The organism is Hymenobacter busanensis, from assembly GCF_008727865.1.
In the GTDB taxonomy this organism is placed as follows: Bacteria; Bacteroidota; Bacteroidia; order Cytophagales; family Hymenobacteraceae; genus Solirubrum; species Solirubrum busanense.
Genome location: NZ_VTWU01000003.1, coordinates 278,402 through 290,789 on the forward strand (window position 1 = coordinate 278,402; position 12,388 = coordinate 290,789).

A 12,388-nucleotide genomic window follows, 5' to 3' on the forward strand; every position below is an offset into this window, starting at 1 on the left:
CCGACCTCCTTTTTCAGCTTCTCTGCATGAGCGACCAGCCCACCATTATTTTCTCCATGGCCGGGGTTACCAAAGTGTACCCGCCCCAAAAAACGGTTCTCAAGAACATTTACCTTTCCTTCTTCTACGGGGCCAAAATCGGCGTACTCGGCCTGAACGGTTCGGGTAAGTCGAGCCTGCTGAAGGTTATTGCCGGCGTCGACAAGCAGATTCAGGGCGACGTGGTTTGGTCGCCGGGCTACTCGGTGGGCTACCTGGAGCAAGAGCCCCAGCTCGACCCCACCAAGACGGTGCTGGAAGTGGTGCAGGAAGGCACCGCCGAAACCGTGGCGCTGCTCAAGGAATTCGAGGAAATCAACGAAGCCTTCGGCGGCGAAGACCCCGACTTCGACAAGCTACTGGAGCGCCAGGGCCAGGTGCAGGAGCGCCTCGACCAGCTCGACGCCTGGAACCTCGACTCGAAGCTGGAGCGGGCCATGGACGCGCTGCGCACGCCCGCGCCGGATGCCATCATCGGCAACCTCTCGGGCGGGGAGAAGCGCCGCGTGGCTTTGTGCCGCCTGCTGTTGCAGGAGCCCGACGTGCTGCTGCTCGACGAACCCACCAACCACCTGGACGCCGAATCGGTGCTGTGGCTGGAGCAGCACCTGCAGCAGTACAAGGGCACCGTCATTGCCGTAACCCACGACCGGTACTTCCTCGACAACGTGGCTGGCTGGATTCTGGAGCTGGACCGCGGCGAGGGTATTCCGTGGAAGGGCAACTACTCCTCATGGCTGGAGCAGAAGTCGAACCGCCTGGCCCAGGAGGAAAAGACCGAGAGCAAGCGCCAGAAGACGCTGCAGCGCGAGTTGGAATGGGTGCGCATGGCCCCGAAAGCGCGTCAGGCCAAGAGCAAGGCCCGCCTCGCCGGCTACGACAAGATGGTGACGGCCGACGCCAAGGAAAAGGAGCAGAAGCTGGAGCTGTTTATCCCCGACGGCCCGCGCCTCGGGGCGCAGGTGATTGAGGCCGAGGGGCTGACCAAGGCCTTCGGCGACAAGCTGCTGTTCGAGAACCTTTCGTTCAACCTCCCGCAGGGCGGCATCGTGGGCATCATCGGCCCGAACGGCGCCGGCAAAACCACGCTGTTTCGCCTCATTACGGGACAATTGGAGCCGGATGCGGGTACTTTTGTCGTTGGGCCCACCGTACAGACTGCCTACGTGGACCAGCAGCACGACACGCTGGACCCCAACAAGTCGGTGTTTGAGACGATTTCGGGCGGCACCGAAACCATGCTGCTGGCCGGCCGGCAGGTGAACTCCCGCGCCTACGTGAGCAACTTCAACTTCCGCGGCGGCGACCAGGAAAAGAAAGTCGGCTCGCTCTCGGGCGGGGAGCGGAACCGGGTGCACCTGGCCACCACCCTCAAGCAGGGCGCCAACCTGCTGCTGCTCGACGAACCGACCAACGACCTGGACGTGAATGCCATTCGCGCCCTGGAAGACGCGCTGGAAAACTTCGCCGGTTGCGCCGTCATCATCAGCCACGACCGGTGGTTCCTCGACCGCCTGGCCACCCACATCCTGGCCTTCGAGGGCGACTCGCAGGTGGTGTGGTTCGAGGGCAACTTCTCCGACTACGAGGAGGCCAAGAAGAAGCGCCTCGGGGACGTGGAGCCCAAGCGGGTGCGGTACCGCAGCCTCAACTAAGTTGCGTTTTCAGGCAGTTTAGGCGGCGTCCTTCCTTGGTTTCGGCCGGGGAAGGACGCTTTGTTTTTCGACTGCCGCAGCCGGTCCCATTTAGTGGGGCATGTGGCTGATTTTGGCTTCGTCGAGGTCGAGCTGGGCTTCTTGGTGGCGCAGCATTTCTTCCTCAAACACATCTTCCTGGCGCAGCACAAACAGCTCTTCGCGCTGCACTTGCAGCACGTCGAGCAGTACCTGGTGGTAGCGTTGCAAGGCCTTGCGCTTCGATTCGTCGTAGTCGAGGGCTTCCAGCAGGTTGCCGGTGCGCTGGGCCTCGGCTTGCATGCGGTGCTGCAGGGCGCTAATCATTTCGTTGGTGCAAATGTCGGCTTCGTAGTTCTGCGCCAAATGCGCCAGGGCGACGCGGCGCAGGCGCAGGCGAATACCGGCTTCCTGCTCATCGGTCGGCATGCGTTCCTCTATCTGCGCGACGCCGGTGAAACGAATGAGCGCCGGCAGGGTGAGCCCCTGAAACACCAGCGTGACGAGGATGACCACGAAGGTGATGAACAGGATCAGGTTGCGCTGCGGAAACGCGTCGCCGTTGGTGAGCAGCAGCGGCACCGACAACGCCGACGCTAGCGACACCACGCCGCGCATGCCGGCCCACCCGATGATGACGGGCCCTTGCCAGCCGGGACTGGTTTCCTGGGTACGAATGCTGCGAAACAGCCAGCGCGGCACAAACGCCGCCGGAAACATCCACACCATCCGAATCAGAATGACGATGACGCTGATGATGAGGCCGTAGCTGATGGCCTCGCGCAGGGAGTACGACCCCAGGCCCTGCACCGCTACGGGCAATTCCAGCCCGATAAGGATGAACACCAACCCGTTGAGGGCAAAGCCCACACTGGCCCACACGCTGTTGGCCTGCAGCCGGGTATCGGCGTCGAACACCCGGTGCGAATGGTACGACAGCATAAGCCCGCCGCTGACCACGGCCAGCACGCCCGAAAAATGGAATTCCTCGGCCAGCAGGTACATCACGTAGGGCGCAATGAAGGTGAGCACCGTATTGATGCTGGGGGTGGTGGGCAGGTACTTGTGAATGAGGTAGAAACCGTAGCCCACGGCCAAGCCAATAGCCAGCCCCATGCCGCTGGCCAGCAGAAAACTAGTGGCCGCGGTGTGCCACGAAAACGTGCCCGATACCACCGCCGCCAGCGCAAACCGAAACACAATCAGGCTGCTGGCGTCGTTGATCAGGCTTTCCCCCTCCAGAATGCTGGTCACGCGGCGCGGTACCTTGATGCCCTTGAGCACCGAGGTAGCCGCCACCGCATCAGGCGGCGAGATGATGCCGCCGAGCAGAAAGCCCAGCGCCAGCGTAAAGCCCGGAATCATGGCTTGCGACACGTAGGCCACGATGGTGGAGGTGAAAAACACCAACCCGAAAGCCAGCAGCGTAATCGGCCGCTTCCAACGCCAGAAGTCCTTCCAGGAAGTATCCCAGGCGGCTTGGTAGAGCAGCGGCGGCAAGAAAATCAGGAAGATGAGGTGCGGGTCGATGACGATGAGTGGCAGGCCCGGCACCAAACTCAGCGCCAAACCGGCCAGCACCAGGAAAATGGGGTACGAGATGCGCAGCTTCTGCCCCAGCATGACGAGCAGCAGCATAGCAAACAGGAGACCCAACACCAGTAGAATGTTCTCGTGGAGCGTGCTTTCGGGCATTGGCAAACGGAGCGTATGAAGTTGCGGCCGGCACTTGCCGCCGCCGGAAGGTAGCCGCTGGCCGTCAAAAAGCCGATTCCTTTCTGCGCAAGGCCACCGCCGCCGGATTTCCGTATGCCGGTATTCCTCCCTTCCCACGTCGCCTTCAACGCATCAACCCATGCAAATTCCGTTTCAGCTCAACCTCAACCACCAATACGCCGATCAGTTGTACAACGAGCACGGGCGCGACGCCGGCCAGGAAGCAATTGCCGAGCTGGAAGACAAAATCGGCGCGGCCATTGGGCTGGTGGTGCAACGCCACGGCGTGCTGCCCGGCGTGGGCGACCGGGTACACGTGGAGCAAGGCCTGATTGTGGTTATCGACACGCGCAGCTTTGAAGAAGACGGTAACATCTGGTACGCCGTGCGGCCGTTTGGCGCGTAACCCGCAGCCGCCATTTCTGGTACGGGTGTAGCTGCTATCTTGTGCCTGCTCTTTGCTATTCTGCTCCCATGTCTGAGCCTGCTTTACCAGTCGCAAGCGTGGTGGAAAACCTCCGCCAAGTGTTTTTTGTGTACGACCTGACGGCCCGCCGGCTGCAGTACGTAAACCAAGCCGCGGGGCCGGTACTGGGCCTGCGCCCAACGCACCCCGACGAAGACCTGGCGGCCTTGCTGCGCACCTTGCACCCCGACGACCATGACTACGCGGCCGAGTGCCTCGACAAGCTGGTGCGCGGGCGCCTGCACGAAGACGTGGAGGTGCGCCTCGTGCGGGCTGGTGGCGCCACGCAGTGGGTGTGCCTGAAAGCCGCGGTTCACCCGCAGCCGGCGGGGCCGGTACTGCTCAGCGGCTTGGTAGAAGACATAACTGCCGGCAAAGAGTATTCGCGCAACGCCGAGCGGTTCAACAACAAGAAGAACTCCACGCTGGAAATTCTCTCGCACGATCTGGCGGGGCCGCTCAACGTCATCTACGGAGCGGCCGTGGAGGTGCGGGCCCGCACCCAGCAACTGCCCGATGCATCCCTGCAGGAGCTGCTGCGCATCATCGAGGAAACCTGCCGCGAAAGCGTGAACCTGATCCACGATTTTGTCGACACCGAATTCTTCGACTCGGTGAACGTGGAGCTGCACCGCGAACGAGTTGATTTGGTTGAGCGCGTGGGCATTACCGTCGACAACTACCGCCGCGGGCAGCAGAGCTTGAATATTAGCTTCGAGCTGCGGGCCTCGCACCCCGCCATCTACCTCAGCATCGACGAAAACAAGCTGATGCAGGTGCTCAACAACCTCATCGGCAATGCCCTCAAGTTTACGCCCGACGGCGGCCGCATTGCGGTAGAGCTTTGGGACGAACCCGACCACGTGCGCATTGCCGTGGCCGATTCGGGCATTGGTATTCCCGAAGCATTGTTGCCGGTGTTGTTCGATAAGTTCACCAAGGCCCGGCGCACCGGCCTGCGCGGCGAAAAGGCCACCGGGTTGGGCATGTCCATCATCAAGACGATTGTGGAGCTGCACCGCGGCCGCATTTGGGTGGAAAGCACCGAAGGGCACGGCACCACTTTCTACCTCAAACTGCCCAAAGACTTTGACGCTGCCGGCCGGCCGTAGCCACCTGGCGGCAAAAGCGTACCTTTCAGGCCGTCAAACTTGCTGCTATGTCGTTGTCGCCCGAAGTTTTACAGCTCACCTACCGTCCCGATTTGGACGTGCTGGTGAGCCGCTGGATGCGCCAGCCGACCGCTGAGGAATTGCAGGCCGGCTACGAGGAGCTGCTGAACGCCGCCGCCCGGCACCAATGCCACACGTGGCTCATCGACGCCCGCCGCCGTGCCGACTCCAACAAGGACCGCACGCCGTGGATGGTGGAATACTTCTTTCCGAAGCTGGCCCAGCGGCTGCCCGGCACGGTGTAACTCGCGTTTTTGTTTGCGCCGCACCACCTGCGCGAACTGGAAACCGACTCGCAAGTGCCGCCGCTTTCGTTTTTCGGCAACCGGCCCTACCAGGTGCAGCGTTTCACCGAGGAGCAAGCCGCCATGCGGTGGCTCGTGGATTCGCGTCGGCAACAGCCGCGCGCCGTAGTGCCAGCGTAGTTGCGCGCGAAGGCTGCGCCTAGAGAAGATCAGGCCTAGCGGCCAATGGATACAATTTTGCCTTTGTTGCGGCCGGTTTGCTTGATGCGCGTGCCCGGCAGGAGCTCCAAGGTGACCGGGTTGGCGTTTTGGCGCCGCACCGTCATTTCCACGTCGGAGTAGCCCACCATGCTGACTTGCACAACCTGGGCCGTGTTCGAGGTGACGTTGAACGTGTAGTAGCCGTCTGCGTTGGTGCTGTAAACCTGGCGGGTGCTTTTCACAAACACCGTGGCCCCCGGTAAGGGCAATCCGTCTTCGTCAATAACCTGGCCGCGCACCGTTTGCATGGGCGCTGCCGTGGGTGTGGCGGTCGGTTGCGCCAACGCGATGCGCTCGGTAGGGTCGGCAGATTGGGCAGTGGCTGCGTGCGAAAATGCCAGCAGTAAGCCAAGGGCGGAAGTAAGCAGAAAACGCATGGTGGAGGTGGTTGCGGTTAGTCGACGGTTAAAGGTAAATAATTAGTTGTAATAATTCAAAAAAATATTTGATAAGGAATATAAAAGAGGGTGTAAATAGCATCTAACAAAGTTTTAAGTGTTATATATAGCCTAGTGGCCATGCTGTATTGATAAAGGGGCGTTGTGGCAATACGGCATAACAGCCCGCAAAGCGCGGCTTATTGTATACTCCGTTATTGCTTTTCGGTTCTGCCTAGGTGCTTGTGTTTTACCAGCATTCCTCGGCAGCCTATCTTTGTGTATAGACGGTGCGGTAGCTGCCGTTGGCGTTTTTATGCAGTTACAGCCCATTACCGATACGCCCAGCATCACCATCGGCTTCGACGCCGTCAACAACTGGCTGTACGTTGACTGGAAAGGGGAGCACGACCAGGAGTCGTCGCAGACCTGCTGTTTGCTGATGCTTGAGGCACTGCGCAAGTTTCCCTGCGCCAAGATTCTGAACGACAATTCCAGCATTACGCGCACCACTGTGCAGCTGACCGTGTGGGGTGCTTGGTGGCTGGAGGAAATGCAGCGGGCGGGCCTGCAGTACGTAGCCTGGGTGTACCCGCGCGTATTCGAAGCGCGGCAGGCTACCGAGGCCACCGTGAAGTTTATCCAGCAGCCCGTAGTGGCTACGTTCGACGATGTGGCGTCGGCCTATGTGTGGTTGCAAAAGCAGCGCAATGCCGCCGGGTAGTGCCGTTTCGGCGCACATCTGAACAGCTAAACGCACTAGCCAGCCAACCAAAACCAGGCGGCGCACGTCCAGCAATACCTGAACCCAACCCCGTGGCTGGCTACCCGGCCGGCAGCAGCGGGCAGCACAGATGCACACCTACCAAAACCCAGTTCTCGACGACGATTTCGCCGACCCGACCATCATTCTGGCCCCCGACGGGTATTACTACGCCTACGGTACCCAAACCAAGGTGCGCGGCACGCTCATCCTCAACATGCAGGTGGCCCGCTCACGCGACCTAGTGCAGTGGGAACACCTCGGCGACGCGCTGCCCGAGAAACCCGCCTGGGCCGATGCCACGCAGAAGTTCTGGGCGCCCCACGTAAGCTTGCACGACGGCCTCTACTACCTCTACTACTCGGCCAAGCCCAACACCAGCCCCGAGCCCGACCACGGCCTGTGCCTGGCCGTAGCTGTGGCCGATAGCCCCGCCGGTCCTTTCCAAGACGTAGGCCAGCCCCTGCAGTGCGGCCCCGGCTTCGTACACATCGACCCTATGGCCTTCGATGACCCCGCTACCGGCCAACGCTTGTTGTACTGGGGCTCCGGGTTTGGGCCGCTGATGGTGCGCGAACTGGCTGAGGACCGCGTGTCGTTTTTGCCCGGCAGTCCGGTAATAGAGCTGGTGCACCCCGTGGCAACCGAGCACCCCGATAACTACCAGCGTTTGGTGGAAGGCAGTTGGGTAGTGCTGCGCGACGATTGGTACTACCTGTTTTACTCCGGCAACAACTGCTGCGGCCCCGATGCCCACTACGGCGTGATGGTGGCTCGGGCCCGCGCCGCCACCGGGCCTTTCGAAACCCTGGCGCAGTTTCTGGGCCACGGCCACAGCACCATTCTCGAAGCCAATGTCCATTGGCGCGCCCCGGGCCACAACTGCGTCATTCGCGACGCCGCCGGTACCGACTGGCTGGCCTACCACGCCATCGACCCGCAGCAGCCCACTTTCGACGCCATCGATGCCGACCAAGGGTACTCGCGCCGCGTACTGTTGCTCGACCGCCTGGAATACGTGGATGGCTGGCCCCGCGTGGCTGCCGGTGGCCCCACGCGCACCCCGCAGCCCGCACCCAGCACAGCCGCAGTATAGAAGTGGGGAGAAGAGCTACACGCGCTCAGCTACAGTAAACTCAGCAGTTTGCCAGTACCCCCAACGCACCCACGCCCCGACCAAGTGGCCGGGGCGTGGGTGCGTTGGGGGCAAAATGAAGCGGCTACTGGTTCTTTAGCCAAGCCTGGCGCAAGGCCAGCTGCGCGGGCGTCGCCTGCGGGTTGACGGCGAAGTTGTAGCGTTTGATTTCCTCCCGCGCTACCGTGCGGCAGCGCACTTTCTTTTCCGCGCCGTCGTGGCGAATGGTCAGCTCCACTTCGTCGCCGGGCTTCGCGCTTTGCATGGCTGCAAAGGTGGCGCGCATCGTTTCGGGTTGCAGCGTGCTGCCGTTGAAAGCCACAAACTGGTCGCCTTGCGCTACGCCGCAGGCTTGCAGCGTGGGGCTCACCTGCGTAAAGACGACGCCCGTGGACTGCATGCCGTAGCCGTTGGTGCCCAACGACGCCAGCTTGCGGCCGGTGGGCAGGTTGGCGTCGTAGCGGATGCCTACTTTGGCGTAGTATTCCTGTAGCGGCAGCGGCTCGGCGTTTTCCACGTACCGGGTGAAAAAGTCCCGGATTTCGGGGTACGTCAACTGCGTAAAATCATCAAAAAACGCCTGCTCGCTGATGGGCTTGCTGGGGCCGTATTTCTTGGTCAGCTCCAGCAGCACGTCGCGCAGGCCGCGCTTGCCGCCCGACAGCTCTAACAGGCGCAAGTCGAGCAGGGAAGCCGTCATGGCGCCGCGCTGGTAGATGTTGCCGTACTGCTGCTGGCCCTCGTCGCTGAAGGAGTTCAAGCCCAGCTTTTTCAGCGAATAAGTAGTATCGGCCTGCAGGTGGTCGTAGGCCACTTTGTTGTGCAGCGTGTTCAGGTACTGATCGAGTGTGATGAGGCCGCCGCGCAGTTGCATCATGTGGGCCGCCCACTCGGTGGTGCCTTCGTAGAGCCACAGGTGCTGCGAGCCGGTGGGCTGCACGAAGTTGAAGTGCTCGATGATTTCGGAGTGGATGTTGAGCGGCGTGACGATGTGGAAGAACTCGTGCGCGGCCATGTCGGTAATCTGCTGGGCGTACTCGGGCGTGAGGGGCTGCTCCTGCAGGGCGTACTCCGAGCTGTAGGAATGCTCCCACGCGCCCTGGCTCTGGTCTTCGAAATGGTAGAGGAAGGCGTAGCGCTTTACGGGCAGCTCCACCAGGAAATTTTTGGCGGACCCCAGCATCTTCTGCATGTCGGCCAGCAAGGGTTCGGCCTTGATCTGGTCGGTTTTGGAGTAGCAGTACAGCGCCACTTCGGCGTCGCCGAGCTTGGTGGTGGCTTCCGTCAGGCGGCCCAGCAGAATGGGCGAGTCCACCATCTGGTCGTAGTCCTTGGCGTGGTAGTAGCCCTGGCCGTCGGGCGTAAGGGCCGAGCCGGCTTTCCAGCCCGTGGGGTAGTTGATTTTCAGGCGCAGCGGGCGGGTTTGCATGCCCTGCGGGTAGCCCAGAATGGTTTGGCCGTTAAGCAGGGCGTGGTCGGTTTCCAGCGACGAGCCGCACATGCGGTAGATGCGGTGCTCTTTTACAGGAGTGTCCCAGGTTTCGGCAATGGTGTAGCGGATTTCCCGGGTCTTATCGGGCTGGGCCAGCTGCCACTGGTTGGTCGACAGCTGCTTGCTTTCCAACGGCTTGCCCTTTTTGTCGAAGGCCTCAAACTTGCGCACAAACCGGCCCATGTCCATTACCTGGTAGGTGCCCGGGGCGGTGGAGGCAAACTGGTACACGGCTTGGTCTTTCTTGAGCTTGGGCAGGGCCAGCGTCACCCGAAACTCGTTGGTCGAAACGGCCGGGTCGATGTCGACGGTATAGATCAGCTCTTGCTGAGCCGAGGCGGCGAGGGAAGCGGTGAGTAGCCCGGCCAACAGGCCCAGGCGGGGAAGTAGATTCATGCAGATTGAGGGAGTGTCGGCCAAGAGAAGGGAAACGGGGCCGTAGCGTTGCGTGCAGCAAGATAACGATTGCCCAAAAGTCTGCTCAGGCCAATGCACCATAGAAGTTTCGTCGTGCCTAGCACAGCCAATCCATACTTAATGCATATTCTTATGTGGGTAATGGTATGAATCGAAGTGTGTATGATGTTATATAAGGTGTGCTTGTTATTGATATGATTATAAAAAGCTGAGCGTGAAACAATGCGGTTTTTTTAAAGATAATGCCTGTATATGGGTGTGTATAAATAGTCTTTATTTATACAAATCAATCAAAATTACGTGTATTATTGAAAATAATAGTATTTATATAAGAAAGTGATAGGATAGGCTATTGTTTCTGTGAAAGAACATTTCTTCCTTTAGTGAACCTTGTCAGGTGCATTTTTCACTTTCATTCCACCACTAGTACTGCTATGGATAAAACTTGTACTCTTTTGGTAAAGGTTGCGTCGCCACGCGCCCGCCGCTGGGCCTTGATGCTGATGGCGTGGGGCTCGTCGGTGGCGCCGGTGGCGGCGCAAAGCACGCCGGCCTTTCCGCGCAATGAAACCTTTAAAAACGCGGCGGCTTCCAACTTTACGTTTGGGGGCTCGGCCCAGCTCACAGGCGTCGGTGGCAACGGCAACGACGCTGTAGGCGCGGGCTACCTGCGCCTGACCGATGCTACCACCAACCAAGCGGGCTACGCCATCGACAACGTGGGTTTCCCGGCCGGTGCAGGCTTCACCATCTCGTTCGAGTTCTTCTCCTACGGCAAATCAACCACCGATGGCGCCGACGGGTTCAGCGTGTTCCTCGTCGACGGCAACCAGCCCGGCGGCTTCCGAATCGGGGCTTCGGGCGGGTCGCTCGGCTACGCCCAAAAAACAGTTTCGCCGGCGGCAGCCGGGGTGTCGCGGGGCTACATTGGCATCGGTATCGATGAATTTGGCAACTACTCCAACGGCAGCGAAGGCCGCTCGGGCGGTAGCAGCACGCTCGATGCCAGCGGCAAAGCGCCCAACGCCATTGCCATTCGCGGCGCCGGCGACGGCTCGGCCACGACCGACTATCCCTACCTGACCGGCACTGGCCCCGACGCCCTCGGTTTCGACCTCGACGTGGCCACTGCCCGCGCCCAAGCCGGTTCTGCCGACTACCGCCGGGCTTTCATCGACGTGGTGCCCACCACCACCGGCTCCACCACCACCTACCGCATTACGGTGCGCATCCAGCACGGCAGCGCCATTCGCACGGCCATCGACAACTTTGCCGTGCCCGCGCCGCCCCAAAACCTGCGCCTCGGTTTTGCCGGCTCTACCGGCGGCAGCACCAACGTGCACGAAATCCGCAACCTGAACATCGTGCAGGTGCCCTTCGCCAATACCGACGTGGCCAGCACGCCCTACAACAGCCCCGTCACGCTGAACGTGCTCAACAACGACGTGGCACCCGGCAGCAGCATCGATGTGGCTTCCGTTGACCTCGACCCCAACACGGCCGGCCGGCAAACCACGCTGACAGTCGCTGGGCAGGGAAGCTTCGCCGTTGATAATTCCGGGGTGGTAACGTTTACGCCCTCGGGCAGCTTTGCCGGTACGGTGGTAGTGCCCTACACCATGCAGTCGATTCTGGGCCCCGACTACACCTCCAGCCCGGCCAACATGCGCGTGACGGTGCAGGGCGCCGATGTGGCCACGGCCGTATCGGGGCCGGCCAATGCCGCAGCGGGTGCGCGCGTTACGTATGCCATGTCGACGCAAAACCAAGGGGCCGTAACGGCCATGGACGTGGCGCCCAAGTTGCGCCTGCCCGCCGGCCTGCCCACGGGCAGCGTAACGGGCGGTACCTACGACCCCAGCACCGGCTGGGTAACGTTTGCCCGCGTCACCAGCATGGTCAGCAACGCGCCGGCCGTGACCAACAGCGTTACGTTTACGGCGCCCGTCACCGGCCCGGTTACGGGCTTGGCCTCGGCCACCTCGCTGGTGGTGCCCGACCCCACGCCGGCCAACAACAATGCGTCCGTCACCACCGCCATCAGCGGCAACCCCCTGCCGGTGGTACTCACGCGGTTTGAGGCCGTGGCGCAAGCCGCCGATGCGGTGCTGACCTGGGGCACGGCGCAGGAAAAAAACAACGACCATTTCGACGTAGAACGCTCTGCCAACGGCCGCGATTTTGAGAAAGTAGGCCGCGTAGCCGGCCACGGCTCCACCAGCAATTCTTCCGACTACAAGTTCCGCGACGCGGGCGCCGGCCGCCTGCACTTCGCTACGGTGTATTACCGCCTGCGCCAAGTAGATACCGACGGCACTTCCGACTACAGCGGCATACAGGTGGTGCAGTTCAGCCGCGACGCTGCCGGCCCGGATGCGCTGGCGCTGTACCCGAACCCGGCCGCTGGCCACACTACCCTCGACCTCACGGCGCTGCCGGCCGGCACCTACACCGTGCGCGTGCTCGATCTGACGGGCCGCGTGGTGCGCACCCACACCTTAGCGGGGGCCGCACAACACCCGTTGGATGTGCAGCGGCTACAGGCCGGGGCCTACGTGGTGCAAGTAAGCGGCCACGGTGTCAACCGCACGCTGCCGCTGGTAGCCATTCAGTAGGCGGAGCCTGTAGAGAA

Annotated in this window: 11 protein-coding genes; 8 read left to right on the forward strand and 3 right to left on the reverse strand. The window is 61.4% G+C overall.

The genetic code is table 11. The annotated features are described in order from the left end of the window. The first annotated feature begins 26 nt into the window (after positions 1-26). Entirely contained in the window at positions 27-1,694 is a 1,668-nt protein-coding gene (ettA, locus tag F0P96_RS09085) for an energy-dependent translational throttle protein EttA (RefSeq protein ID WP_151078545.1), read from the forward strand. A gap of 90 nt (positions 1,695-1,784) precedes the next feature. Here ettA and F0P96_RS09090 read toward each other — a convergent pair whose 3' ends face one another. Next, positions 1,785-3,407 (reverse strand): Na+/H+ antiporter, encoded by a 1,623-nt coding sequence (locus tag F0P96_RS09090; RefSeq protein ID WP_151078546.1) that lies wholly within the window; start codon positions 3,405-3,407, stop codon positions 1,785-1,787. 160 nt (positions 3,408-3,567) lie between these two features. Here F0P96_RS09090 and F0P96_RS09095 point away from each other — a divergent pair, with 160 nt between their 5' ends. From F0P96_RS09095 to F0P96_RS20930, 4 genes are all read left to right on the forward strand, one after another. Beyond that, the gene (locus F0P96_RS09095) at positions 3,568-3,834 is read left to right on the forward strand and encodes a hypothetical protein (RefSeq protein WP_151078547.1); all 267 of its coding nucleotides are present in this window, start codon (positions 3,568-3,570) and stop codon (positions 3,832-3,834) included. A gap of 68 nt (positions 3,835-3,902) precedes the next feature. Then, positions 3,903-5,006 (forward strand): PAS domain-containing sensor histidine kinase, encoded by a 1,104-nt coding sequence (locus tag F0P96_RS09100; RefSeq protein WP_151078548.1) that lies wholly within the window; start codon positions 3,903-3,905, stop codon positions 5,004-5,006. 47 nt (positions 5,007-5,053) lie between these two features. Then, on the forward strand, positions 5,054-5,311 hold the full coding sequence (locus tag F0P96_RS09105) for a hypothetical protein (RefSeq protein ID WP_151078549.1): 258 nt from the start codon (positions 5,054-5,056) through the stop codon (positions 5,309-5,311). A gap of 9 nt (positions 5,312-5,320) precedes the next feature. Further along, positions 5,321-5,491, forward strand: a complete 171-nt coding sequence (locus tag F0P96_RS20930; protein ID WP_160620265.1) for a hypothetical protein — start codon at positions 5,321-5,323, stop codon at positions 5,489-5,491. 35 nt (positions 5,492-5,526) lie between these two features. Here F0P96_RS20930 and F0P96_RS09110 read toward each other — a convergent pair whose 3' ends face one another. Next, the gene (locus tag F0P96_RS09110) at positions 5,527-5,949 is read right to left on the reverse strand and encodes a carboxypeptidase-like regulatory domain-containing protein (protein WP_151078550.1); all 423 of its coding nucleotides are present in this window, start codon (positions 5,947-5,949) and stop codon (positions 5,527-5,529) included. 316 nt (positions 5,950-6,265) lie between these two features. Between F0P96_RS09110 and F0P96_RS09115 the strand changes: the two genes are divergently transcribed. Continuing rightward, complete coding sequence (locus tag F0P96_RS09115) at positions 6,266-6,673, forward strand: hypothetical protein (RefSeq protein WP_151078551.1); 408 nt, start codon at positions 6,266-6,268, stop codon at positions 6,671-6,673. Positions 6,674-6,803: 130 nt separating this feature from the next. Further along, positions 6,804-7,808, forward strand: coding sequence for a glycoside hydrolase family 43 protein (locus F0P96_RS09120; protein ID WP_151078552.1), 1,005 nt, complete (start codon positions 6,804-6,806; stop codon positions 7,806-7,808). A 124-nt stretch (positions 7,809-7,932) separates the two neighbouring features. Here F0P96_RS09120 and F0P96_RS09125 read toward each other — a convergent pair whose 3' ends face one another. Continuing rightward, positions 7,933-9,735: a M61 family metallopeptidase gene (locus F0P96_RS09125; RefSeq protein WP_151078553.1), complete on the reverse strand. Its 1,803-nt coding sequence runs from the start codon at positions 9,733-9,735 to the stop codon at positions 7,933-7,935. Positions 9,736-10,190: 455 nt separating this feature from the next. On the opposite strand from F0P96_RS09125, the gene F0P96_RS09130 reads away from it, so the two are divergent. Next, positions 10,191-12,371 carry a T9SS type A sorting domain-containing protein gene (locus F0P96_RS09130; RefSeq protein ID WP_151078554.1) on the forward strand — a complete coding sequence of 727 codons (2,181 nt, stop codon included), beginning with the start codon at positions 10,191-10,193 and terminating at the stop codon, positions 12,369-12,371. The last annotated feature ends 17 nt before the right edge of the window (positions 12,372-12,388 follow it).